15 protein-coding genes are annotated in these 25,072 nt (G+C 71.8%); 6 read left to right on the top strand and 9 right to left on the bottom strand.

Features of this window, described 5'->3' with window-relative positions:
- Window positions 1-4: 4 nt before the first annotated feature.
- Both WA675_RS17345 and WA675_RS17340 read right to left on the bottom strand, forming a co-directional pair.
- Window positions 5-355, bottom strand: a complete 351-nt coding sequence (locus tag WA675_RS17345; protein WP_336085604.1) for a hypothetical protein — start codon at window positions 353-355, stop codon at window positions 5-7.
- A gap of 83 nt (window positions 356-438) precedes the next feature.
- Window positions 439-1,020, bottom strand: a complete 582-nt coding sequence (locus WA675_RS17340; protein WP_336085603.1) for an HdeD family acid-resistance protein — start codon at window positions 1,018-1,020, stop codon at window positions 439-441.
- A 138-nt stretch (window positions 1,021-1,158) separates the two neighbouring features.
- On the opposite strand from WA675_RS17340, the gene WA675_RS17335 reads away from it, so the two are divergent.
- The gene (locus WA675_RS17335; protein ID WP_336085602.1) at window positions 1,159-2,136 is read left to right on the top strand and encodes a glycosyltransferase family 9 protein; all 978 of its coding nucleotides are present in this window, start codon (window positions 1,159-1,161) and stop codon (window positions 2,134-2,136) included.
- On the opposite strand, the gene WA675_RS17330 is transcribed toward WA675_RS17335, so the two are convergent.
- Complete coding sequence (locus WA675_RS17330; RefSeq protein WP_336085601.1) at window positions 2,118-2,456, bottom strand: ArsR/SmtB family transcription factor; 339 nt, start codon at window positions 2,454-2,456, stop codon at window positions 2,118-2,120. The genes WA675_RS17335 and WA675_RS17330 overlap by 19 nt on opposite strands.
- Window positions 2,457-2,724: 268 nt before the next feature.
- Between WA675_RS17330 and WA675_RS17325 the strand changes: the two genes are divergently transcribed.
- Window positions 2,725-3,384: a M23 family metallopeptidase gene (locus WA675_RS17325; RefSeq protein ID WP_442945650.1), complete on the top strand. Its 660-nt coding sequence runs from the start codon at window positions 2,725-2,727 to the stop codon at window positions 3,382-3,384.
- Window positions 3,385-3,387: 3 nt separating this feature from the next.
- Here the strand turns inward: WA675_RS17325 and WA675_RS17320 are convergent, their stop codons facing one another.
- Window positions 3,388-4,293 carry a LysR family transcriptional regulator gene (locus WA675_RS17320; RefSeq protein ID WP_336085599.1) on the bottom strand — a complete coding sequence of 302 codons (906 nt, stop codon included), beginning with the start codon at window positions 4,291-4,293 and terminating at the stop codon, window positions 3,388-3,390.
- Between the two features lie 90 nt (window positions 4,294-4,383).
- Between WA675_RS17320 and mqo the strand changes: the two genes are divergently transcribed.
- Entirely contained in the window at window positions 4,384-5,814 is a 1,431-nt protein-coding gene (gene mqo, locus WA675_RS17315) for a malate dehydrogenase (quinone) (protein ID WP_336085598.1), read from the top strand.
- Window positions 5,815-5,817: 3 nt separating this feature from the next.
- Here the strand turns inward: mqo and WA675_RS17310 are convergent, their stop codons facing one another.
- Window positions 5,818-6,417 carry a TetR/AcrR family transcriptional regulator gene (locus tag WA675_RS17310; protein WP_336085597.1) on the bottom strand — a complete coding sequence of 200 codons (600 nt, stop codon included), beginning with the start codon at window positions 6,415-6,417 and terminating at the stop codon, window positions 5,818-5,820.
- A 102-nt stretch (window positions 6,418-6,519) separates the two neighbouring features.
- On the opposite strand from WA675_RS17310, the gene WA675_RS17305 reads away from it, so the two are divergent.
- Together WA675_RS17305 and WA675_RS17300 are read left to right on the top strand one after the other, a co-directional pair.
- Window positions 6,520-7,371, top strand: a complete 852-nt coding sequence (locus tag WA675_RS17305) for an SDR family oxidoreductase (protein WP_336085596.1) — start codon at window positions 6,520-6,522, stop codon at window positions 7,369-7,371.
- 102 nt (window positions 7,372-7,473) lie between these two features.
- Complete coding sequence (locus tag WA675_RS17300) at window positions 7,474-8,499, top strand: hypothetical protein (RefSeq protein WP_336085595.1); 1,026 nt, start codon at window positions 7,474-7,476, stop codon at window positions 8,497-8,499.
- On the opposite strand, the gene WA675_RS17295 is transcribed toward WA675_RS17300, so the two are convergent.
- Window positions 8,496-8,822 carry a hypothetical protein gene (locus tag WA675_RS17295; protein WP_336085594.1) on the bottom strand — a complete coding sequence of 109 codons (327 nt, stop codon included), beginning with the start codon at window positions 8,820-8,822 and terminating at the stop codon, window positions 8,496-8,498. The genes WA675_RS17300 and WA675_RS17295 overlap by 4 nt on opposite strands.
- A gap of 149 nt (window positions 8,823-8,971) precedes the next feature.
- On the opposite strand from WA675_RS17295, the gene WA675_RS17290 reads away from it, so the two are divergent.
- Window positions 8,972-9,307, top strand: coding sequence for an RNA polymerase-binding protein RbpA (locus WA675_RS17290; RefSeq protein ID WP_067453486.1), 336 nt, complete (start codon window positions 8,972-8,974; stop codon window positions 9,305-9,307).
- A gap of 66 nt (window positions 9,308-9,373) precedes the next feature.
- Here the strand turns inward: WA675_RS17290 and WA675_RS17285 are convergent, their stop codons facing one another.
- From WA675_RS17285 to WA675_RS17275, 3 genes are all read right to left on the bottom strand, one after another.
- A complete protein-coding gene (locus tag WA675_RS17285; RefSeq protein WP_336085695.1) occupies window positions 9,374-10,153 on the bottom strand; it encodes an ABC transporter permease in 780 nt (259 codons plus the stop codon).
- Between the two features lie 107 nt (window positions 10,154-10,260).
- The gene (locus tag WA675_RS17280; RefSeq protein ID WP_336085592.1) at window positions 10,261-11,250 is read right to left on the bottom strand and encodes an ATP-binding cassette domain-containing protein; all 990 of its coding nucleotides are present in this window, start codon (window positions 11,248-11,250) and stop codon (window positions 10,261-10,263) included.
- On the bottom strand, window positions 11,247-24,908 hold the full coding sequence (locus WA675_RS17275; RefSeq protein WP_336085591.1) for an amino acid adenylation domain-containing protein: 13,662 nt from the start codon (window positions 24,906-24,908) through the stop codon (window positions 11,247-11,249). Before WA675_RS17275 ends, WA675_RS17280 begins: the two co-directional genes overlap by 4 nt.
- Window positions 24,909-25,072: the final 164 nt, after the last annotated feature.

Below are 25,072 nucleotides of genomic sequence, written 5' to 3'. Positions count from 1 at the left end.
CCGCTCAGACCCAGAGCACGGCGACGAGCACATTGAGGATGGCCAGCCCACCGGCGGCGTCGGTCATCCAGTCGGCTCGCTCGCCGCGCTTGGCGTCGGCCCGGGCGATCTCGGCGAACGCGCAGACCGCCACCGCGATGGCGAGCTTCACCGCGAGCTTGGTGGTGTTCGGGTCCTTGCCCAGCGAGTCGATCGCGGAGGCCAGCCCGGCCAGCGCGATGCCGGTGATCAGCTGGGCCCGCGCACCCCAGACCATCAGTTCCGAGACCGCGGGACGCCCGGCGACATAGCCACCGACCACGGCGGCCATCCCGAGCAGGTGGGTGACGACCACCAGGTTATAAACGAAATCCATGAACGCCGAGCGTAGTAGAGACGACACCGGCCGGTGCCCGAAGGCACCGGCCGGTTTCCGACGAACTTTCCGTGGCGGGTCGTCTACACCTGCGCGTCCAGCAGGTGCGCGTCCTTGCGGACGCCGAAGGCGGTGATGATCTCCATGATGCCGATGATGATCAGGAAGATGCCGACCACCAGAACCAGGGTGGCCACCGAGCTGATCGGCCAGACGATCAGCACCACACCGGCGATGGCACTGAGCAGACCGTAGAAGATCTGCCAGCCGCGGCCGGGCACGCCCTTGTCGGCGATCGCCGCGAACAGCATCGCGACCCCGCGGAACAGCCAGCCGATCCCGATGAACAGGCCCAGCAGCACGATCGAGGTGATGTCGTCGCGGAAGCAGAAGACACCGATGATCAGCGACAGCACACCGGAGATGAAGGACAGCACGCGGAAGCTGGTGCTGGGCAGGTGGGTGAAGGCGGCGATCAGCTGGAAGATGCCGCTGACCACCATGTAGATACCGAACAGCACGCCCGCCACGAGCAGCGACGGACCGGGCCAGACCAGGATGATGATGCCCAGCACCACCGCGAGGACGCCGGTGACCAGAATCGTTTGCCAGGTCTTCTTGGCCAGCGCCGCAATCGGGCTCTCCAGCACGGTATTTGTCGTCATGACGAGATGTTATGCCCGGTCGCTCTGGTTTTCCCGATATTAGCTGGCGCCGTGATCGTGTCGCGACCGCCGTGACGGCGGCCACGTCCACACCTGCACGAACGTTTGGTCCGCACAGTCGCCGGGTAGGACAAAGAAGTGTCGGTTGTACTCGTGCTGCAAGCTCGGGGCCTCGGTGATCTGCTCGCCGCGGTCCCGGCTCTGCGTGCCCTGCGCCGGGCCGAACCACGCAGCCGGATCATCCTGGCTGCTCCCCATCGATTGGAGCGCATCGTCGACCTGATCTCCTCGGTCGACGAACTGGTCCCCACCGCCGATCCGGCCGCCCTCATCTGGGACGGCCCCGCCCCCGAGCTGGCGGTGAACCTGCACGGTCCCGACGGCGCGAGCGCGCGGGCCCTGGCCGACACAGGCGCCGCGCGGATCATCGGCCACCGCACCCCCGAGCTGCCGAAACTGGCGGGCCCCCGCTGGGATCCGGAGGTGCACGTGGTCGACCGGTGGTGCAAGCTGCTCGAATTCGAGGGCATCGCCGCCGATCGCCGCAATCTCGGGCTGGTCCCGCCGGTGGCCTCGATCAGCCGCCGCGACTGCGTGGTGGTCCACATCGGCGCGGGCGCGCCCGCGCGCCGCTGGCCGCCGGAGCGCTTCGCCGCGGTGGTGCGCCACCTGCTGGTCCTCGGCCGCGGCGTGGTCCTCACCGGCGACCCGTTCGAACGCGAGATCGCGATGGAGGTGGCGGCACAGGCGGGCCTGCCCGACGATCGCGTGCTGGCGGGCAGGCAGAACCTCACCGATCTGGCGGCCACGGTGGCCGAGGCCGCGCTGGTGATCAGCGGCGACACCGGCGTCGCGCACCTGGCGACCGCCTTCGGCACCCGCACTGTGCTGCTGTTCGGCCCCACCCCGCCGCGCCGCGGCGGACCGCCCGCGCATCTGCTGGGCAGGCACGCGGTGCTCTGGGCGGGCCAGGTCGGCGACCCGGACGCCCGCACGCCCGACCCCGGCCTGCTGCGGATCGGCGTCCCCGAGGTGCTCGCCGCGGTCGACGCCCAGCTCGACAAGCAGGACTGGGCCGAGTCGACCAAGTCCTCCCGTTACCGCCGGGTGGGCTGAGCGGGGAAGCCGCCGGTGGCGTCGCGCAACGCGGCGGCGTGCGCGGCCAGCGCGCTGGGCCAGAACTGCTCGAGATAGTCGCGCGCGTCGCTGAGCCCGCGCGGGTCCAGCGAGTAGAGGTGCCGGTTGCCGTCGCGGCGCATGGCCACCAGGTGCGCTTCGCGCAGCACCTTGAGGTGCTGGGAGGCGGCCGAGCTGGTGATCCCGGTGGCGGCGGCGAGCTCGGCCACCGAGCGCGCACCCGAGGGCAGCGACTCGAAGATCGCGCGCCGGGTGGGGTCGGACAGGGCGGTGATGGCCCGAACTCCGTTAGCGTCCACTGAATCAGTGTGCGCCGATTCCGCAGGTCCGGCAATGATCTTGCTCCGGCGGCATTTCCCCCGGTCGTCATCCGAATGTAGGACTTTCGTTACACCCCTGTTATAGATCAACTGGGGTTATAGCGGTTCGTGATCGCAGCCACAGGATTCGCCGCCGAGGTCACGGCTTCGATACGTTCGAGACATGTTCGTGACCAACCCGTTATCTGCTCGAGTCTCCGACGCCTTCGCCGGCCGCTGGGGAGGCGTTGTCGCGGGTGCGGTGGCTCTGTCCGCACTCGTCGGTACCTCCGTCGCCACCTTCAGCGACGCCGAGGCCCCGTCCCCCACCACCATCGCGGCCAGCAGCACCGAGGCCGTCGCCCAGGGCCAGTCGCCCTACCGCTTCACCTCCTACACCCCCGCCGAGGCCCAGGGCCCGCAGGGCGAGGCCGCTTCGGCGCCCATCGCGTGGGAGGAGCACCGCGAAGCGGTCGAGGTCGCGCTGCCGGAGATCCCGTTCATCGCGCCGCGACCGCACACCGTCCGCCCGGTGAACGGCCGGCTGACCTCCTACTTCGGCGCCCGCTGGGGCACCGCGCACAACGGCATCGACTTCGGCGATCCGATCGGCGCGCCGATCTTCGCCGTCACCGACGGTACCGTCATCGAGACCGGTCCCGCCACCGGCTTCGGCCTGTGGGTCCGGGTCCAGCAGGACGACGGCACCATCGGCGTGTTCGGTCACGTCAACGAGATCCTGGTCCAGGTCGGCCAGCACGTGAACGCCGGTGACGTCATCGCCACCGTCGGTAACCGCGGCAATTCGACCGGCCCCCACCTGCACTACGAGGTGCACGTGCCGGACGGCTCGCTCTACGGCGCCCCGATCGACCCGCACCCGTGGCTCGCCGCGCGTGGCGTCGACGCCGGTGTCGCCCAGGACTGATCCTCACGCTCCACTGATCGCCGCCCCGCGGTCGATCAGGAATTCCCGTAGCCGCGCGACCGCGAGTGTCGGCCGATGGTCTCCCGAGACCAGGCCGATCTCGCGGTCGCGTTCGCCATCGATGGGTACGACGGCCAGATCCGGTTGCGGCACCTCCGCCGCGGGCAGCAGCGCGACCCCGAGCCCCAGGGCGACCAGCGCGCGCACCGTCTCGAACTCGGTGATCTCGAACAGTACGCGCGGCGTGAAACCGGCTGCGGCGCACCAGGTGTCGAGCAGGGTGCGCAGGTGGTAGCTGGGCGGGTTGGCGATGAAGGCCGCGTCGGCGAGTTCGGCGAGGTCGACGCGGGTGCGCGCGGCCAGGGGGTGGGTGCGGGCCACGTGCAGCGCGATGCGCTGGCGGCCCAGATCGAGCGAGGGCAGATCGGGCGGCGGCGGGATCATTACCGCCAGGTCCAGGCGGCCGTCACGGACCTGGTCGGCCAGTTCCTCGCCGTGGGCCTGCACCAGGTGCAGGCGCACCCGGGGCGCGCGGGTGTGGAACTGCGCGAGCAGCGACGGGATACTCACCGGGCCCAGGGTGAGCGGGAAGCCGAAGCGGACCAGTCCGCTCTCGGGGTCGGCGTCGGCGCGCACCCGCCGCACCGCGTCGTCGAGGGCGCGCACCACGCCGCGGGTGCGTTCGTGCAGGTCGCGGCCCTGTGGTGTCAGGGTGACCCCGCGTCCGACCGGCTGGAACAGCACCACGCCCAGGGCGTGTTCGAGCGCCCGGATCCGGCGGCTGAGCGAGGACTGCGGCACCCCGAGACGCTCCGCCGCGCGGGTGAAGTGCCCCTCGGTGGCCGCGGCGTCGAAGGCGGCCAGCAGCGGGGCCAGCGCCTGGGCACCCGGCTCGCCCGAATCATCCATTTCCGGATCATATCCCGCCTGAATCCGTGTTGGACGGATGACTCCGGGCGGCGTGAGGATGGTCGGACACCGCACAGGGAGGTTCCGATCATGACCGCTACGACACCCACTCCGCGCGATACCGCCGGGGACGCCGAGGTTCTCGATGCCGTGCTGATCGGCGGCGGCATCATGTCGGCCACGCTCGGCGCCTTGCTGAGCACCCTCGCGCCGGACTGGTCGATCGCGCTGTTCGAGCGGCTCGGCGAGCCCGCCGCGGAGAGCAGTCATCCGTGGCACAACGCGGGCACCGGGCACGCGGGCCTGTGCGAACTGAACTACATGCCCGACCCCGCCGACGGCACCCGGGCCGCGGCCATCTCCGACCAGTTCGCGCTCTCCCGCCGGTTCTGGTCCGCCCTGGCCCACCGGGACGCGCTGGACCCCGCCCTGTTCCTCACCCCGACCCCACATCTCACCGTGGTCTTCGGCGAGCGCGATATCGCCTACCTGCGGCAGCGGTACGCGACCTTGCGCGCGCTGCCCGCGTTCGCCGGGCTCGAATACACCGAGGACCGCGCGGTGATCGCCGAGTGGGCGCCGCTGCTGGTGCGCGGGCGCGCCGACGGTGAGCCGATGGCCGCCACCCGGCACCTCGCGGGCACCGATATCGATTTCGGCGCGCTCACCCGAGCCCTGCTGGCCACCATGACCGAGGCGGGTCATCCCGTGCGGCTGCGGCGCGAGATCACCGGGCTGCGCCGCGACAAGGACGGGCTGTGGACGGTGCGCGGCCGCGATCTCGACAGCGGCAGGCGCTTCACCGTGCGCGCCTGGTTCGTGTTCGTCGGCGCGGGCGGGTACGCGCTGCGACTGTTGCAGCGGGCGAAGCTGCCCGAGGTGCGCGGCTACGGGGTGTTCCCGCTGGGGGCGCAGTTCCTGCGCACCGACAATCCGGCGGTGGTGGCCGAGCACCGGGCCAAGGTCTACAGCCAGGCCGATCTGGGCGCGCCGCCGATGTCGGTGCCGCATCTGGACCGGCGGGAAGTCGACGGCGGGGGCGCCCTGCTGTTCGGTCCCTACGCCACCTTCAGCACCCGGCTGCTGCGTCACGGCAAGCTGACCGACCTGTTCACCACGCTGCGGCCGCACAATATCGTGCCGATGGCCGCGGCGGGCCTGCGCGATCTCGGCCTGGTGCGCTACCTGATCGGGCAGCTGCTGGCCTCACCGACGCGCAAGTTCGCGCAGCTCCAGCGGTTCTACCCGACCGCCGATCCCGCCGACTGGGAGCTGGTCCAGGCCGGGCAGCGCGCGCAGCTGGTGAAGCCCGATCCGCGCCACGGCGGCGTGCTCGAATTCGGGACCGAGCTGGTCACCGGCGCCGACGGCACCGTCGCCGGGCTGCTCGGCGCCTCCCCCGGCGCCTCCATCGCCCCGGCGATCATGCGGGACCTGCTCGACCGATGCTTCCCGCACCGGCGCCACGAATGGGCACCGCTGCTGGCGGATCTGCTGCCCGAGGACGCGATCAGCGCCTGACGGTCAGCGGACGGTACGGAGCGCGCCGAGCAGGCGGTGGCAGCGGGCGGTCATCTCGGCCGCCGTCTGCTCGGGGTGCCGCAGCCACCACAGGACCAGAGAGGTCACCGCGCCCATCCAGACATCGGTGAGCGCGGACAGGTCGACCGGGTCGGTGACGGCCACGGCGCCGATCGCGTCGGCGACCCCGCGCGCCGCCTGCGCCGCGATCCGCCTGCGCGCGGTCCGGGAGACCTCGGCGGCCGGACCCTCGTCAGGGTGCGAGCGATCGAACAGCACGGTCCAGTCGTGCGGGCGCGGCTCGAGGGCGGCGAAGATCGCGTCGAGGGTGCGCTCGGCCTTGGTCAGCCCGCCGGGACCGGTGATCGCGCCCTCGATCGCGTCGTAGAGCACGGTGGCCGCGCGCTGCACGCAGGCGATGTAGAGCCCGTCCTTGGACTGGAAATAGGTGTAGACCAGCGGCTTGGACACTCCCGCCCGCGCGGCGACATCGGCCAGCGACAGGCCCGCGTACCCCACGCGGCCGATCTCGGCCACGGCCGCGTCGAGAATCTGCTGTTCGCGTTCGGGACGCGGGACGCCCTTGGTTCCGGCTGTGCTCACCGATCCATCCAACCATCGGGCGGCGCTATCGTTGACGCCACACTGACCATTTTGTAATTTACTGATTAGTCAATTCATGCGCCCCGTCCGACAGGAGATCCCGTGTTCGCCGAACTCGCCCAATCGGTGCTGCTCAACCCACCCGCGCTCCCCCGCGCGCTGGCCCGGCTGGTGCTCGGTGAACGTCACGAGATCGCGGGCAAGACCGTCGTGCTGACCGGCGCGTCCTCGGGGGTCGGCAAGGCCGCCGCGCACGCGCTCGCAGGGGCGGGCGCCCGGGTGATCCTGGTGGCCCGCACCCCCGAGCCGCTGGCCGCGGTCCGCGACGCGGTGCGCGCCGAGGGCGGCGACGCCGAGATGCTCCCCTGCGATCTCGCCGACGCCGAGCAGACCGACGAGCTGGTGAAGACCCTGCTCGAGCGGTACGGCCGGATCGACGTGCTGGTCAACAACGCGGGCCGGTCCATCCGGCGCGGTGCCGCCGAGGCCACCGACCGCTTCCACGACTACGAGCGCACCATGGCGCTGAACTACTTCGGTGCCGCGCGGCTGACCATGGGCCTGCTGCCCTCGATGCTCGAGGCGGGCGACGGCCACGTCGTGAATGTGGCGACCTGGGGTGTCGCGGCCGGATCGATGCCGCTGTTCACCGCCTATCACGCGTCCAAGGCGGCGCTGGGCGCGTTCGGGCGCAGCCTCGGCGCGGAGACCAGGGCGCGCGGGGTGCACGTCACCACGCTCGGTTTCCCGCTGGTGCGCACCGAGATGATCGCGCCCACCGGCAAATACGCCGACGCCGCGGCGCTGTCGGCCGAGGACGCGGCCGCCTGGATCCTCACCGCGATCCGCACCCGCCCGATCGAGCTCTACCCGCGCTACACCCGGGTGCTGCAGACCCTGGCGACGATCTCGCCGCGCGCGGTCGACGCCGCGATCTGGCGCATGGGCATCTGACCCCTAGAACCCGGGTAAGGCCGACCCCCTACCCGGGTACGGGCGGTGATCCCGCTCCGCAGCGGGAGGTGTTGGAGCACACCGGATTCCTACCGTCGAACCATGGCGACGATCGAGTTCCCCCGCTCCCTGCCCCGCTTCGCGTTCGCGTCCGCCGGGCCCCGCGACGGACACCCCTGGCACCGGCCGCTGCTGGTGAACTCCGCGGTGATGACCGCGCTCGTGCTGGTGTCGGTGGTCGGCATGATCGTCGACGACCGGATGCTGCTGGGCGAGTCGGTCTGGCTCAAACCGGCCAAGTTCGGTCTCGCGTTCGCCGTCTACGGGCTGACGCTGGCCTGGATCCTGCGGCTGCCACATCGCGGCAGGCGGGCGACCTGGTGGCTGGGGACCGTCATCGCGGTCACCGGGATCGCCGATGTCGGATTCATCGCGCTACAGGCCGCGCGCGGCACCTTCAGTCACTTCAATACCGCCACCGATCCGGTGAACACGATCGGTCAGCAGGTGTTCGCCTCGGGCGTGCCCGGGCTGTTCCTCGCGACTCTGGTGCTGGCGCTGATCATCTCGTGGCAGAAGCTGGCCGACCGGCCGACCCGGATCGCGCTGAAGGCAGGGTTGTGGCTGGCGATCACCGGGATGGCGCTGGGTTATCTGATGGGTTTCACCGGCCCGCAGCTGGTGCGGCAGTCCGACGGCACCGTGGTCGGGTTGATGGCCGGGCACACCGTGCGGCCCGGTGCGGCGGGCGATGCCGCCCGGGACGGGCTCGGCGCGATGCCGATCACCCACTGGAGTACCACCGGCGGCGATCTGCGCATCCCGCACTTCGTCGGCCTGCACGGCATCCAGGTGCTGCTGGTCCTCGCGGTGGTGCTGGCCGCGCTGGCGCCGCGCTACCGCTGGCTGCGCGCGGAGACCTCCCGGGCCGCGCTGCTCGGGGTGGCGGTGATCGGCTATTTCGGGCTGCTGACCCTGGTGCTCTGGCAGGCCCTGCGCGGTCAGCCGCTCACCGCGCCGGACCCGGCGACGCTGGGCGCGGCCGCGGCGGTGGCCCTGTTCCTCGGCGCGGGCACGACGGCGGTGTACCTGCGTGCGCGCTCCGGCGACGAGCCGGTCACGGCTTAGCGTAGCCGCTCGGCCTCCCGGGCGAGCTGGACCAGGGTGGCGCTGAGCTCGGCGAGTTCGGTGACGTCGGCGCCCTCGCCGACCGCGGTCGCCACATCCTCGGCGGCGCAGCGGGCGGCGAACCAGCGATCGGCCAGATCGGCGGCCTCCTGGGCGGAGAGCACCACCGCGTCCTCCGGAATCCCGGTTCCCTTCAGGCTGCTCCGGTGCTCGTAGGCCCGCTGCCTGCACGACTGGCGGCAATACCGGCGACGACGACCCGATTCGGAATCCACGATCTCCCGCCCGCACCACAGGCAGGACAGCAGGCGACTGCGCGACATGCTGCGAAACCCTAGCCGCCCGCCCCCCGATCCGGCGGCGCAGGTCTCGCTCAGCGGGCAGCGACTACAATGGAACAGTTCAGACTTCGCGCGCGTTGGTTGTATGACAGAACCCACGGCGCCAGCCGCCACACAACACAGGAGCACACATGGCAGATCGCGTACTCCGAGGCAGTCGGCTCGGAGCGGTGAGCTACGAGACCGATCGCGACCACGACCTGGCCCCGCGCCGGATCGCCCGTTACCGCACCGACAACGGTGAGGAGTTCGACGTCCCGTTCGCCGACGACGCGGAGATCCCGCCGACCTGGCTGTGCCGGAACGGCCAGGAGGGTCAGCTCATGGAGGGCACCTCGGTGGAGACCAAGAAGGTCAAGCCGCCGCGGACCCACTGGGACATGCTGCTGGAACGTCGCAGCAAGGAAGAGCTCGAGGAGCTGCTCAAGGAGCGCCTCGACCTGCTCAAGACCCGCCGCCGCGGGTAGCCGAGAGAGAATCGATACGCCGAAGGCCGCCTCCCGTCCGGGAAGGCGGCCTTCGGCGTATCGCGGCTAGTGGCTGGCGACTTTGCGGTATTGCAGCAGCGCCGCAGGCATGGCGATGGCGAGGATCGCCAGCGAGCAGAGCACCGCGTAGAGCACGCAGTTGTCGGCGGGCCACCCGGTGGGGGTGCCGAAGCTGGGCGGCGAGTCGTTCTCGAAGAGTTTGCGGCCCGCGGCCGAGACGGCGGTGATCGGATTCCATTCGGCGATGGTGCGCAGCGGGCCGGGCAGGGTCTGCGCGGAGATGAACGCCGAGGAGATGAACGACAGCGGGAACATCCAGATCAGCCCCGCGCTCTGGGCCACTTCGACCGTGGGCGAGATCAGGCCGGTGAGCGCGCCGACCCAGGACATGGCGAAGGCGAACAGCAGGATGATGCCGAAGGCCAGCGCCGCGTCGGCGACGCTGCCGTTGATCCGCCAGCCCACGATGTAGCCGCAGATCACCATCACGCCCAGGCTCAGGATATTGACGACCAGGTCTGAGAGGGTCCGGCCCATCAGCACCGCCAGCCGCGACATCGGCAGCGTGCGCATCCGGTCGATGATGCCCTTCTGCAGGTCACCGGCCAGCCCGACGGTGGTGAAGGCGGCGTTGAAGGCGACGGTCTGGGTGAAGATGCCCGCCAGCAGGAATTCCCGGTACTGGTCCCCGCCGAGCGAGGCGCCGAAGATATAGGCGAACAGGAACACGAACATCAGCGGCTGGACGGTGGCGGTCACCAGCAGCGTCGGTACGCGCAGGATGGTGAGCAGGTTGCGGTAGGCCACGATCCCGCTGTCGCGCAGGAACCGGGCGCGCGGCTGGACCTCGACGGGGACGGCGGGGCGTGGGGTGGGCGGCTGGATGGGCAGGTCGCGTGTCGCGTAGTCGTCGACCGCGAGGTCCGGGGCACTCACGACAGGATCTCCTCTTGCACTTCGTCGGTTTCGGGTTCCGGAAGGGGCGCGGCCGGGGTTCCGGTGAGGGACAGGAACACATCGTCGAGGGTGGGCCGCACCACCTCGGCGTCGAGCACGCAGACACCGGCGTCGTCGAGGCGGCGCAGGGCCTCGACCATGGTGCGCGAGCCGTTGCCGACGACCACCGAGACCTCGTCGGTGCCGGGTTCGTGGATCGGCTCGCCGACGCCCACCTGCCGCAGCACCGACACCGCGGCGCTCGGGTTCTGCCCGGCGGCGAGGGTGACGGTGAGCCGGTCGCCGCCGATGGAGGTCTTGAGTTCGTCGGCCGAGCCGCGCGCGATCACCCCGCCCTTGTCGATCACGGTGATCCGGTCGGCGAGCAGGTCGGCTTCCTCGAGGTACTGGGTGGTGAGCAGCACGGTGGTGCCGTCGTCGACGAGGTCGCCGATCACCTTCCACATGTCCAGGCGTCCGCGCGGATCCAGGCCGGTGGTGGGTTCGTCGAGCACCACCACCGGCGGCCGGGCCACCAGCGCGCCCGCGAGGTCCAGGCGCCGGGCCATACCGCCGGAGTAGGTGCCCGCCCGGCGGCCTGCCGCGTAGTCCAGGCCGAACGCGGTGAGCAGCTCCTCGACCCGGGCCACGGCCTGCTTCTGCGACATGCCGTACAGGCGGGCCACCATGCGCAGGTTCTCGTAGCCGGTGAGGTTCGCGTCGACCGCGGCGTACTGGCCCGACAGCCCGATCCGGGTGCGCGCGGTGGCCGGGTCGGCCAGCACGTCGACCCCGGCGACCCGGATCGAGCCCGCGTCGGGTCGTAGCAGGGTGGTGACGATCCGCACGGTCGTCGTCTTGCCCGCGCCGTTGGGCCCGAGCAGGCCCAGCACGGTCCCGGCCGGGATCTCCAGGTCGATCTCCTTCAGTACGCGGACCTTGCCGTAACTCTTGGCCAGGCCACGCACTTCTACCGCCAAACTCACGGACGCATCTCCTTCTGGCCGCCGCCGCACACGGTGATCTCCGGGACCGCGTCGAGGTGGCGATGCAGCACGGGGCCGATCGCCGCCAGCGAGTCCGGGGTGGTCATCGCCGCGTGCCTGCAGGGCAGGTCGTGGTTGTGGATGTTGCCGGTGACGAACGGCTGCCAGGCCTCGGCGCGGCGGCCGGGGTCGGCGGCGTTGATCTCGTCCGCCGCGGCGGTGAAGAACAGCAGGTCACCGTCGTAGCGGCGGGGCCGGAACTGATTGGCCATCACCGTGCCGTCGGCGTAGCCGGTGTAGAGGCGCTGCAGGTTCTCCACCGAGAGCGCGGCGAACGGGCCCGGCTGCGCCCGCAGCAGATCGGCCGCGGCGGGCAGATCGAGGTCGGCGGGCAGGGGCGCGCCGTCGAGCAGATCGGCGCCGAACTCGCCGAGGATGTCGGCGACGCTGGGCATCGCGGTGTCGAGCCAGCGGTCGCCGAGCTGGTAGCTGTCGAGCATGGCCAGCAGCGCGACGTCCTCGCCCAGCTCCTGCAGCTGGACCGCCACCTCGTGCGCGATCAGGCCGCCGAGCGACCAGCCGAGCAGGTGGTAGGGACCGTGCGGCTGGATCGACTTGATGTGCGCGACATAGTGTCCCGCAGCCTCGGGGATCGAGGTGAAGCCGTCGTCGCCGGACACGTGCGGTGCCTGCAGGCCGTAGAGCGGGCGCTGCGGGGCCAGGTGGGTGAGCAGGCCCGCGTAGCACCAGGACAGGCCGATCGCCGGGTGCACGCAGAACAGCGGGGTGTCGTGCGGGCCGGTCGAGGGCCGCAGCGCCAGCACCGGGCCGGTGGCCGCGGCCATCACCGCCTCGGCGTCGCCGGAGTCGAGCCGGGCCGCGATGCCCGCCGGGCTGGCGTCGCCGAACATCATCTGCACCGGCATCTCGAAGCCCCGGTCCCGGAGGGCGGCAACGACTTTGGTGGCCAGCAGCGAGTTGCCGCCGAGTTCGAAGAAGCCGTCGTCGGCGCCCACCCGCTCGAGCCCGAGCACCTCGGCGAAGACCGCGCACAGCGCCACCTCGGCCGGGGTCACCGGCGCGCGGTAGCCCTCGGTGGTGCTGAACACCGGTTCGGGCAGCCGGGCGCGGTCGAGCTTGCCGACCGGGCTCAGCGGCACCTCGTCGAGCAGCATGACCACCTGCGGGACCATGTAGTTGGGCACGTGCTCGCCCACGTGGTCGAGCAGGTCGGCCGTGGTCGGTGCCGAGCCGTCCCGCACCTTGACATACGACACCAGCGCGGTCGCCCCCGCCGGTGTGGTGTGCCCGATGGTGAGGGCGAACTCGACATCGCCGTGCCTGCCGAAGGCGACGTCGATCTCGCCGAGTTCGATCCGGAATCCGCGCACCTTCACCTGGTGGTCGGTGCGGCCGACGTACTCCACCTCGAGCGCCGAGCTCGCGCCCGCCCGCCAGCGCACCAGGTCACCGGTGCGGTACATGCGCTCGCCCGGGGCACCGTAGGGATCGGCGACGAAGCGCTGCGCGGTCAGGCCGGGCCGGTTGTGGTAGCCGCGGGCCAGCGCGGAACCGGCCAGCTGGAGTTCGCCGGTGACACCGATCGGCGTGGGGTGCAGGCGCCGGTCGAGCACGGTGGCGGCCACCCCGCGGATCGGGCCGCCGATGGTGATCGGGCCCTGCGGGCTCATCGGCTGCGGCATCAGGGTGACGATGGTCGTCTCGGTGGGGCCGTAGACGTTGTAGAAGTTGCGGCCGGGTGCCCAGCGGGCGAGCAGGTCCGGCGGTAGTGCCTCGCCGCCGACGAGAACGTGCGCGAGCGAGTGCACGCCCGCCGGGTCGACGGTGCCGAGCGCGGCGGTGGTGATGAACGCGTGCGTGATCCGTTCCCGGATGAACAGCTGGCGCAGGTCCTCGCCGCCGACCACCCCGGCCGGGGCGATCACCAGGGTCGCGGCACCACCCAGCGCGAAGAGGATGTCGAGCTGGGCGCCGTCGAAGCTCGGGGTGGCGAAGTGCAGGATCCGGCTGCCGGGGCGCACGTCGTAACGTTCGGCGGTCTCGGCGGCGAAGTTGGACAGACCGCCGTGGGTGACGACCACGCCCTTCGGGGTGCCGGTGGACCCGGAGGTGTAGACCACGTAGGCCGGGTTGGCCAGCCGCAGCGGACGGATCCGGTCGGCGTCGGTGACCGGTGAGTCGTCGGTGCCCAGCACCGTGGCCCTGGTGTGCGGGTCGTCGAGGACCAGCCAGCGGGTGTCGCCGGGCAGCCGGTCGCGATGCGCGAGCAGGGTGAGCCCGAGGACCGCGCCGGAGTCGGTGAGCATGTGACTGATCCGCCCCGCCGGGTAGTTCGGGTCGACCGGCACGAAGGCGGCACCGGCTTTGGCGACCGCGAGCATGGTCGCCACCGATTCCACCGAGCGCGGAATACCCAGGGCCACCAGGCTTTCCGGGCCGATGCCGTGCGCGATGAGCACCCGGGCCAGCCGGTTGGTCCAGCGGTCGAGGGCATCGTAGGTGACCACCGTGTCGCCCGCGCTGAGCGCGACGCCGTCGCGAGAGCGGGCGACCGCGGCGCCGAACACCACGGGCAGGGTGACCGGACGGTCGGCCCGGCTGCCGTGCACCGGGGCCAGCGCGGTCCACTCGACGGCGTCGAGCAGGGCCAGGTCGCCGACGGCGGTGTTCGGGTCGGCGGCCACCGCGGTGAGCAGCCGGACCAGCCGGTCGCCGAGCTTGCGCGCGGTGACCTCGTCGAACAGGTCGGCGGCGTAGTTCACCGACAGGGAGATGCCGTCACCGACCCGGTCGGCGGTCTGGGATTCCTGGAAGGTGAACTGCAGGTCGAACTTGGCGATGCCCGCGTCGGTATCGACCGCCTCGATCCGCAGGCCGGGCAGCTCCAGCATCCGGACCGGGGTGTTGCGCACCGAGAGCATCACCTGGAACAGCGGGTGATGTGCCTGCGAGCGCGCCGGATTGAGCACCTCGACGAGCCGTTCGAAGGGCAGGTCGGCGTGCGCGAAGGCGTCGAGGTCGCCGTCGCGGACGGTGCGCAGCAGGTCGACGAAGGCTTGGTCGTCGGCGACCTCGGTGCGCAGCACCAGGGTGTTGACGAACATGCCGATCATCGCGTCGAGCGCGGGGTGCCCGCGCCCGGCGCTGGCGGTGCCGACCGCGATGTCGTCGGTGCCGGTGACCCGGTGCAGCAGCACCGCCAGCGCGGCGTGCAGCACCATGAACATGCTGACGTTGTTGGCGGTGGCGATGCTGCGCAGCGCCCGGTGGGTGGCCGCGTCGACCGCGCAGTCCACGGTGCCGCCCCGGTAGGAGGGCACCGGCGGGCGCGAGCGGTCGGCGGGGACCGACAGCAGTTCGGGCAGGCCGTCGAGCACCCCGCGCCAGTGCGCGAGCTGCTTGCTGATCAGCGCGTCCGGGTCGTCCTCGGTGCCGAGCAGGTCACGCTGCCACAGCGTGTAGTCGGCGTACTGGATCTCGGGGATCTCCGCGCCCGCCGGTTCGCCCGCCCGGAGGGCCCGGTAGGCGGCAGCGACCTCGGCGGCGAGCGGTTCCAGTGACCAGCCGTCCATGGCGATGTGGTGCACGACCAGCACCAGCACGTGCTCCTTGGACCCGGCCACGGCCAGCTTGGCCCGGGCGGGCACCGGCAGCCCGGTGTGGTCGACGGTGATCAGCGCGGCCCGCATCGGGACCGAGGCCGCCAGGTCGAATCCCGGTGTGGCGAACCTCGTCACCGCGCTGTCGACCTCGTGCGGGGCGGCCGTGGCGTGGAACAACGTCACCGCGGCGACCTCGGGGTCGAGCACCAGCTGCTCGGGCTCCCCCGAGCTCTCCGGGAACACCGTGCGCAGCGTTTCGTGCCGTCGCTGCACCGTGTGCAAAGCCGCGATGAGCGCATCGAGGTCGACGGTGCCGTGCAGGCGCAGCACGACCGGGATGTTGTAGGCACCCGCCGACTGGCTCTCGCGGCCCGCACCGGCGTTGAACCGGTTGAGGAACCACAGCCGGTGCTGGGCCGCCGACAGCGGGATCCGCTCGGGCCGGATCGCGCGCACCAGTTCGGGCCGGTTGTCGTCCCCGGACGGGCCGGAATCGATCAGCGCGGCCAGTTCCGCGACGGTCGGCGCGGCGAACACGGTGCGCACCTCCAGTCGCACATTGCTGGCCGCGGCCAGCCGGGCCACCAGCTGGGTGGCCAGCAGCGAATTGCCGCCGACGTCGAAGAAGCTGTCGGTGGCCGACACCTCGGACGCGCCGACCAGCTCGCCGATCACCCGGGCGACCAGGCGCTCGGACTCGGTGCGCGGTGCCCGGCCCGCGACGGTGGTGAACTCCGGCTCGGGCAGGGCGCCGCGATCCAGCTTGCCGACCGGAGTCAGCGGCACCCGGTCCAGCAGGGTCAGCGAGGCGGGCACCATGTGCCCGGCCAGGTGGGCGACCGCGTGGTTGCGCACCTCCGCCAGGGTGGCCGGGTCGGTGTCCTCGGACAGCTGCACCCAGGCCACGATCCGGTCGTCACCGGCGATCGTGCGCACCTCGGTGTGGGCGAAACGGACCTCGGGGTGACTGCCGAGCACGGCGCTGATCTCGCCGAGTTCGATGCGGAAGCCGCGCACCTTCACCTGGTGGTCGCTGCGGCCGAGGTAGTCCAGCTCGCCCGCGGGCGTCCAGCGGACCACGTCACCGGTGCGGTACATCCGGCTGCCCGCCGGGCCGAACGGATCGGCCACGAAACGTCCGGCCGTCAGGCCCAGGCGCCGGTGGTAGCCCTGCGCGATCCCGGCGCCGCCGATGTAGAGCTCGCCGGGCACGCCGACCACGACCGGGCGCAGCCGCTCGTCGAGAACCAGCGCGCGCGAGCCGCGCACCGGCGTACCGATGGTGACCGGAACCCCCACGCGCAGTTCGGACATGGCCGCGATAACGGTGAACTCGGTGGGCCCGTAGGCGTTGACGAACCGCCGCCCCGGCGCCCAGTTCGCCACCAGGTCCGGCGGCACCGCCTCACCACCGGCCATCAGCCCGCGCAGGTGTGGCAGCGGCCAGCGCTCGGCGTCGATCGAGGCCAGCACGGCCGGGGTGAGGAAGGTGTGCGTCACGTGCTCGCGGTCGAGCAGCGCGCCGAGTTCGTCGCCGCCGTAGATGTCGATCGGGCCGATCACCATCTCGGCGCCGGAGTAGACCGCCAGCAGCATGTCCAGCACCGAGACATCGAAGCTGGGGGTGGAGAAGAAGAACGTCTTGGAGAAGCGGTCCAGGCCCATCCGCTCGCGCAGGTCCAGTGCCAGGCTGACCAGCCCGCTGTGGGTGACGGTGACGCCCTTGGGCAGACCGGTGGAGCCGGAGGTGTAGATCTGATACGCCAGATCGGCCGGGCGGACCGGGCGGACCCGGTCGGCGTCGGTGATCGGCGCGCCGGAGTACCCGGCCAGCTCGGCGTGCAGGGTGTCGTCGTCCATCAGCAGCCACTGGGTCTCCAGCGGCCCGGCGGCCTCGCGCAGCGCGTCGGCGTCGGCGCTGCTGGTGAGGACCGCGCGGGCACCGGAGTCGGTGAGCATGTGCCGGACCCGGTCGGCCGGGTAGCGCGGGTCGACGGGCACGAACGCGGCACCGCTGGAGGCGACACCGAAGATCGCCAGCGCGCAGTCCAGTGACCGGGTGAGCCCGACCGCGACCCGGTCACCGGTCCCGATGCCGCGCGCGATGAGCGCCCGGCCGAGCCGGTGCGCCCGGTGGGCGACCTCGGCGTAGTCGAGCTCGCCGATCTCCCCCGCGACGCTGCCGCCCGCGAACCAGCGCAGCGCGGGCCGGTCCGGGAACAGGGTGGCGGCGCGTTCGACGATGTCGGACAGCACCACCGGGGTCACCATGGCCGGGCCCTGGGCGGGCACCAAGGTGCGGTGTTCGGTGACCGTCAGCGGGTCGAGATCGCGGACCAGCTGCCGGGGGTCGGCGGTGATCTGGGTGAGGATCCGCACGAACCGCTCGGCCAGCGTCGCGATCGTCGTCTCGTCGAAAAGCTCTGCGGCGTAGACGAATTCGTAGCGCTGTCCGTCGGCGTCGCCGGGCGCGACCCGCAGTTCCAGGTCGAACTTGGCGCGGGCGATGTCGAGTTCCTCGGCACTGAGGTGCAGGCCGGGCAGTTCCAGTTCCGGGGTCCGGTCGTCCTGCATGCTCAGCGCGACCTGGAACAGCGGGTGCCGGTTGCTCGCCCGGCTGTCGCGGCCGAGCGCGTCGACGACCCGTTCGAACGGCAGGTCGGCGTGGGCCAGGGCGGCCAGTTCGGTGTCGCGGTCGGCGTGCAGCAGTTCCACGAAGCTGTGGTCGGGATCGACGTCGGAGCGCAGCACGAGCGTGTTGACGAACATGCCGACCAGCTCGTCGAGCTGGACGTCGGTGCGGCCCGCGACCGGGGTGCCGATCGGGATGTCGCGCCCGCCGGTGACCCCGCGCAGCAGCACCGCCAGCGCCGAGCGCACCACCATGAACAGGCTGACGCCGGTCTGCGCGGCCAGCTCGGCCATGGCCTCCTGCAGCCGCGCCGGGACCGCGCAGCGCACCGTGCCCGCCTCGCCGACCGGTTCGGCCGGGCGCGGCCGGTCGAACGGCAGCGGCAGCTCGTCGGGCAGTTCGGCCAGCGCCGCGCGCCAGTACGCCACCTGGGTGGCGGCGATGCTCTCCGGATCGTCCTCGGCGCCGAGCACGGCCCGCTGCCAGAGGCTGAAGTCCGCGTACTGCACCGGCAGCGGTTCGCGCAGCGGGGCGGCGCCCGCCGTCCGGGCCACGTAGGCCACCGCCAGGTCGCGGGTGAGCGGGCCGAGCGACCAGCCGTCGGCGGCGATGTGGTGCACGACCACGCCGAGCAGGTGTTCGCCTACGGCGGTGCGCTGCAACGAGATCCGCAGCGGGGTCTGGCGGGTGAGGTCGAAGCCGGTGCGCGCCAGTGCGGTGAGTGCCGCTCGCGCGCCCGCGGCGTCGGTGTCGACCGGTTCCACGGTGGGCACCGCCTGGGCCAGCGGCAGGACCACCTGCTGGGCGCCGGAGAGGTCCTCGGGGAAGACGGTGCGCAGCACCTCGTGCCGGGCCACCAGGTCGGTGAGGGCGGCGCGCAGGGCGGCGATGTCCAGATCTCCGCCGATTCGCAAGACGAACGCGATGTTGTAGGCGCTGGATTCGGGGGACAATCGGTTCAGGAACCACAGCCGCTGCTGCGGCAGCGACAGTGGTATGCGTCCCGGGCGCGGGGTGTGTACCGCCAGCGCCACCCGCTGCGTCCGGGGCGCTTCCGCGATCAGTCCGGCGATCCCCGCCACGGTCGGCGCGTCGAAGATCTGCCGCACCGGCAGGTCCACCTCGAAGTCCGCGTGCAGCGCCGCCGCCAGCCGGGTGGCCAGCAGCGAGTTGCCGCCGATGTCGAAGAAGCTGTCCTCGGCGCCGGGGACCGGGCGGCCCAGGATCTCGGTGAACACCGCGGCGACCCGCATCTCCAGGTGGGTGCGCGGTGCGCGGGAGCCCGCGGTGGCGGCGAATTCCGGGGTGGGCAGGGCCTTGCGGTCCAGTTTGCCCGCCGGGGTGACCGGCATCCGGTCCAGCACCGCCAGGGCGGCGGGCACCATGTAGCCGGGCAGCCTGCCGCGCGCGGTGTCGAGGACGGCGGCCGGGTCGACCGGGCCGTCGACGGTGACGTAGGAGGCCAGCCGCTGCTGGCCCTGCTCGTCGACGTGCACCAGCGTCAGCGCCGAGCGCACGCCCGGGTGTTCGCGCAGCACGTGGTCGATCTCGCGCAGTTCCACGCGGAAGCCGCGGATCTTGATCTGGTCGTCGGCGCGGCCGAGGAACCGCAGGCGCCCGGCGGGATCGGAGACCACCAGGTCACCGGTGCGGTACATCCGCTCGCCCACCCGGCCGTGCGGGTTGGCCACGAAACGCTGCGCGGTGAGCGCGAGCTTGCCGAGGTAGCCGCGAGCCAGGCCGGGCCCGGAGACGTACAGCTCACCGGGCGTGCCCGGCGGCACCGGGTGCAGCCGCCCGTCGAGCACGAACAGCCGCATGCCGCGCACCGGTCCGCCGAGCGGCACCGGCTCCCCCGGCAGCACGGCCGCGCTGGCGGTGACCGCGACGGTCGCCTCCGAGGGGCCGTACATGTTGTGCATCCGGTACCGGCCCGCCCAGGTGGCGACCAGCTCGTCGGAGCACGCCTCGCCGCCGACGATCACGGTGCCCAGTTCGGGGAAGTCCCCGGCGGGCACGGTGGCCAGCGCGGCCGGGGTGATGAAGGCATGGGTGATGCGCTCCGAGCGCAGGAACGCGGCCAGTTCCGCGCCGCCGTAGAGGTCGGCGGGGGCCACCACGATGGTGGCACCGGCGGCGAAGCCGAGCAGCAGTTCCAGCACCGAGGCGTCGAAGCTCGGCGAGGAGAAGTGCATGGTGCGCGAGGTGTCGCCCACCTTGAACAGCTGGGTCTGCTCGCTGGCCAGCGAGGCGATGCCCGCGTGGGTGACGACGACCGCCTTGGGGGTGCCGGTCGAGCCCGAGGTGTAGATGAGATACGCGGGCTGACCGGGCCGCATCGGCAGCCTGCGGTCGGCGTCGGTGACCGGACCGGCCGCCCGGCTCGCGCAGTCGGCCTCGAAGTCGGCGGTGCCGAAGACCAGCCACTCCGGGGCGCGGCGATGCTTGCCGGTGGTGGTGGGCAGGGCGGCGAGGTGCTCGGGCAGGGTGAGCCCGAGCACCGCGCCGGAGTCGCCGATCATGTGCGCGATGCGCTCGGCCGGGTAGGCCGGATCGACGGGAACATAGGCCGCACCGGTCTTGGCGACCGCCCAGACGGCGACGATCGATTCCAGACTGCGCGGCAGGGCGACCGCGACGACCGACTCGGGACCGGCGCCGTGCGCGATCAGGCTGCGCGCCAGCCGGTTCGAGCGTTCGTCGAGCTCGCGGTAGGTGGTGTCGAAGCCGAGGTAGCGCACGGCGACCGCGTCGGCCAGGCGCTGGGCGGTGTCGCAGAAGAGCCGCGCGAGGGTCCCCGCGGGCTCGGCGGGGGCACCGGCGATGGGCACCAGCCGGGCGATCTCCTTGCGGTCGAGCAGGTCGAGATCGCCGGTCGGGGTGGTCGGTGCGGCGATCACGGCGGTGAGCAGCGCGGTGAAGCGGCGGGCGATCGCCTCGACCGTGGCGCGGTCGAAGACGTCGGTGGCGAAGCCGAATTCGGCTTCGAGGGGCCCGTCGTCGTGGTTGTCGCGCACCTCGAGCTGCAGGTCGAACTTGGCCACGCCGGTCTCCAGCGGGACGAGTTCGGCGGCCACGCCGGGCAGTTCGATCCGCAGTTCCGGGGTGCGGTCGTAGGACAGCATCACCTGGAACAGCGGGTGCCGGGTGGTGGAGCGCTCCGGGTTCACCAGTTCGACCAGCCGCTCGAACGGCACGTCGGGGTTGGCGAAGGCGTCCAGGTCGGTGTCGCGGACCTGGGCCAGCATGCGATCGAAGCCCGCGGCCGGGTCGACCTCGGTGCGCAGCACCAGGGTGTTGACGAACATGCCGACCAGCTCGTCGAGCGCCGGATCGGAGCGGCCCGCGATCGGCGTGCCGACGGTGATGTCGGTGCTGCCGCACAGCCGCGCCAGCAGGGTGGCCAGCGCGGCGTGCAGCACCATGAACATGCTGACCCCGTGTGCGGTGGCGAGCTCGCCTGCCGCGCGCCGGATCTCGGCATCGATGGTGAAGGCCACGGTGTCGCCGCCGGTGTCGCGCTGCAGCGGCCGCGGGCGGTCCAGCGGGAGGTCCAGCTGATCGGGCAGCCCCGCGAGGGCCTGGCGCCAGTGGCCGAGTTGCTTGCCCAGCGGCGCCTCGGGATCGGTTTCGGCGCCGAGCAGTTCGCGCTGCCACAGCGCGAAATCGGCGTACTGCACGGGCAGCGGCGTCCACTGCGGTGCCGCGCCACCGGCGCGCGCGCTCACCGCCACCATGAGGTCGCGGGCGAGCGGGGCGACCGACCAGCCGTCACCGCTGATGTGGTGCAGCACCACCAGCAGCAGGTGATCGTCGGCGCCGACCCGGTACAGGGCTACCCGCAGGGGGGTCTCGGCGCGCAGGTCGAAGCCGCGACCGGCGACCTCGGCGGCGAGTGTGGGCACGTCGGCGGCGATGGCGTCGATCGGCTCGAGCTCGAGGTGCGTGGCGGGCTGGATCAGCTGGTAGGGCCCCTCGGGGCCCTCGGGGAAACTGGTGCGCAGGCTTTCGTGCCGCTCCAGCACGTCGCGCAGACCGGCGCGCAGGGCGCCGAGATCCAGCGGGCCGGTCAGCCGCAGGGCCAGCGGCATGTTGTAGGCGGCGGCGTGTTCGGCGAAGCGGTTGAGGATCCACAGCCGCTGCTGGGCCAGCGAGAGCGGGACGCGCTCGGGCCGGTGCACCGGAACCAGTTTGGGCGTGGAGGTTTCGGGCCGGTGGGTGCCGATGTAGGCGGCCAGGGTGGCGATGGTGGACGCCTCGAACAGGTTGCGGATGGTGAGGTTGGCGTCGAGGGTGGTGTTGATCCGGGCCACCGCGCGCGCGGCGATCAGCGAGTTGCCGCCGAGGTCGAAGAAGCTGTCCTCCACCCCGATCGTGGTGCCGTCCAGCGCGAGGACCTCGGTGAAGATCTCGGCCAGCGCGCATTCCAGTTCGGTCTGCGGCGCGGCGGCCCCGGTGGTGAGCCGCACCCCGGACGCGGGGGCGGGCAGGGCCTTGCGGTCGACCTTGCCGTTGGCGCTCAGCGGCAGTTCGTCGAGCACCACCAGCGCGGAGGGCACCATGTAGGACGGCAGGCCCCGGCGCAGCCCGGACAGCAGCGCGGTGACGTCGGGCGCGGGTGCGTCGGCGGCGGCGACCACATAGCCGACCAGTTCGTCCTCGCCGGTGCGGCCCGCCCTGGCCACGCAGACCGCGCGGGCGATGCCCTCCTGGGCGAGCAGCGCGGACTCGATCTCGCCGAGCTCGATGCGCAGGCCGCGGATCTTGACCTGGAAGTCGGTGCGCCCCAGGTATTCCAGCACGCCGGTCTCGACCTGCCATCGAGCCAGGTCGCCGGTGCGGTACATCCGGGTGCCGGGGGTGTACGGGTTGGCCACGAACCGGTCGGCGGTGAGATCGGGGCGGCCGAGGTAGCCGCGGGCCAGCTGCACCCCGGCCAGGTACAGCTCACCCACCACGCCGGGCGGCACCGGCCGCAGGTGCGTGTCGAGCACATAGGTCTGGGTGTTCCAGACCGGCGAGCCGATCGGCACCGTGGTCGCCTCGGCCGGGCACGGCCAGTAGGTGACGTCGACGGCGGCCTCGGTGGGCCCGTAGAGGTTGTGCAGCTCCGGCCCACCGTCGGGGCCGTGCAGCGCGGCGTGGAAATCGGCGACGGTGGCACCGGGCAGCGCCTCGCCGCTGCAGAACACCCGCCGCAGCCCGGCCCCGCCGCGCACCCGCGGATCGGTGACGAACAGCGACAGCATCGAGGGCACGAAATGTGCCGTGGTGACGGACTTCTCGGTGATGATGCGGGCCAGGTACGCGGGATCGCGGTGCCCGTCGGGTGCGGCGACGACGAGCCGGGCGCCGACCTGCAACGGCCAGAAGAACTCCCAGACCGACACGTCGAAGGTGGCCGGGGTCTTCTGCAGCACCGCGTCGGTGTGATCGAGGGTGTACTCGGCCTGCATCCAGCGCAGCCGGTTCACGATGGCGGCGTGGGTGATGCCGACGCCCTTGGGTTTTCCGGTGGAGCCGGAGGTGAACAGGACGTAGGCGAGCTGGTCGGCGCGCAGCGGCGCGGGCCGCTCGGCGTCGGTGATCGGCGCGATGCGGTGGCCGGTGACATCGAGGGTGTCGAGGTCCAGGCGCTCGGTCCCGGCGGGCAGCCGCACGCCGTCGCGGGCGGCGGTCAGCACGAACACCGGCCGCGCCTGGGTGACGACGGCGTCGATCCGGTCGACCGGGTGTTCGGGGTCCAGCGGGAGGTAGGCGGCACCGGTGGCCAGCACCGCGTACATGCCGATGACCATCTCGATGCTGCGGTGCAGGCACAATCCGACGGTGGTCTCGGGCCCGGCGCCGCGCGCGAGGAGTTCGCGCGCCAGCTGGTTGACCCGGTCGCCGAGCTCGGTGTAGCCGATGGCGCGGTCACCGAATTCGAGCGCGACGGCGTGCGGGCTGCGGCGCACCTGGTCCTCGAACAGCGAGACCAGGGTGGCCGGGGGCACCGGCATCTCGGTGGCGTTCCAGGTGCGCAGCACGGTGGTCCGCTCGGCGGCGGTGATCGCGGTCAGCGCGTGGGCCGGGGTGCTCGGGTCGGCGGCCAGGAAGCGGGCCAGGAAGTCCAGGTAACGGCCGTGGTGCGCGGCGACCTCGGTCTCCCCGTAGAGCTTGGGGTTGGCCTCGAAGTCGAGCTGGATGCGGCCGCCGTCGCCGTTGTAGATATTGATCGACAGGTCCTCGACCGGGCCGGTGGCCAGCACGTGCAACTGCCCGGCCATCTCGTCGAACTTCAGCTCGTCGTGGAAGAGCATGATGTTGACCATCGGCCCGAAGAACCCGCGCGCGTCGCGCGAGTACCCGCAGTCGCGGCGGATGTCGTCGGAGCGGTAGCGCTGATGACGCAGCGCGCCGGTGATCTGCAGTTCGGTCTGGCGCACCACGTCGGCGACGGTGGTGTGCGCGTCGAAACGCACCCGCAGCGGCACCACATTCGACACCACACCGGCCGAGCGGCGCAGCGCGACGGTGGTGCGCGCCGAGACCGGCAGGCTCAGCACCACATCCGGGTCCCCGGTGACCGAGCGGACGTAGGCGGCCAGCGCGGCGACGATGAGCGCGGAGTTGGCCGAACTGTGCGTGGCGATCGCGTCGGTGAGCAGGGTGTCGACCTCGGGGGCCAGCACGGCGGTCGCGCGGTGCCTGCCCGGGTCGTGGGTGTCGCCCGCGGCGGTCACCGAGGACAGCGTCATCGGCTCGCCGACCCCGGCGAGCTGTTCCATCCAGTATTCCCGGTCGGCGCGGAAGCGGCTGGACTCGCGGTAGCGGGACTCGTCGGCGTAGAGATCCACCAGCGCGGCGGCGCGGGAGACCGACGGCTCGCGCTGTTCGCCGACGGCGGTGTAGATCTCGGCGGTGCGGGTGAGCGCGTTCATCGCACCGTAACCGTCGATCACGATGTGGTGACCGCGTTCGTACCAGAACCAGTCCTCGTCACCGATCCGCAATACGACATTGATGGTGAGCGGTTCGCGCTCCATATCGATGGGGGTGCTGGCGTGATCGTTCATCCAGCGCAGTGCGGCGGCCCGGGGGTCGGGTTCGCCGCGAAGGTCGATCCGAGCCCAGCCGGGCCGCCAGGTGGGGTCCACCCGCTGGTGGGGCACCCCGTCGACCTCGAGTAGGCGCACGTGTCCCACCTGGGATTCGGCGCCGTAGCGCTCCACCGCGTAGAGCAGCCTGCCGACGTCGAGAGCACCATGCAGTTCGACGTAGTGGGCGATGGTGAGCGGGATGTCGGGCCTGATCCGTTGCGCGTACCAGAGCGCCGTCTGGCCGGGTGAGAGGGCGAACGGTTGGCCGACATCCCCGTCGGTGACGCATGAGCTGACGCGGTCGGTGGCCACTGAACTCATCAAGCACTCCGTTCTGCCTTGTCTCACGACTCCCCGAGCAGCGCCCGGGCACGAGAAGGCCCAGGGCGTGGCTTTTCCACGCCCATGATTCGGAGTACTCCGGCAGCCGGATGGCTACCGAGGTGGATTTATTTCGAGCTCAATGGATTACACCCCTACAGCGG

This window comes from Nocardia sp. SSK8 (assembly GCF_037034205.1).
Classification (GTDB): domain Bacteria; phylum Actinomycetota; class Actinomycetes; order Mycobacteriales; family Mycobacteriaceae; genus Nocardia.
This window is presented reverse-complemented; position numbering and strand designations above follow the sequence as displayed.

What these genes read in the sequence shown, in the direction of transcription:
- WA675_RS17345 (WP_336085604.1), bottom strand. Translation starts at nt 355, where the DNA reads ATGGATTTCGTTTATAACCTGGTGGTCGTCACCCACCTGCTCGGGATG.
- WA675_RS17340 (WP_336085603.1), bottom strand. Translation starts at nt 1,020, where the DNA reads ATGACGACAAATACCGTGCTGGAGAGCCCGATTGCGGCGCTGGCCAAG.
- WA675_RS17320 (WP_336085599.1), bottom strand. Translation starts at nt 4,293, where the DNA reads ATGGATGATTCGGGCGAGCCGGGTGCCCAGGCGCTGGCCCCGCTGCTG.
- mqo (WP_336085598.1), top strand. Translation starts at nt 4,384, where the DNA reads ATGACCGCTACGACACCCACTCCGCGCGATACCGCCGGGGACGCCGAG.
- WA675_RS17300 (WP_336085595.1), top strand. Translation starts at nt 7,474, where the DNA reads ATGGCGACGATCGAGTTCCCCCGCTCCCTGCCCCGCTTCGCGTTCGCG.
- WA675_RS17295 (WP_336085594.1), bottom strand. Translation starts at nt 8,822, where the DNA reads ATGTCGCGCAGTCGCCTGCTGTCCTGCCTGTGGTGCGGGCGGGAGATC.
- WA675_RS17290 (WP_067453486.1), top strand. Translation starts at nt 8,972, where the DNA reads ATGGCAGATCGCGTACTCCGAGGCAGTCGGCTCGGAGCGGTGAGCTAC.
- WA675_RS17275 (WP_336085591.1), bottom strand. Translation starts at nt 24,908, where the DNA reads ATGAGTTCAGTGGCCACCGACCGCGTCAGCTCATGCGTCACCGACGGG.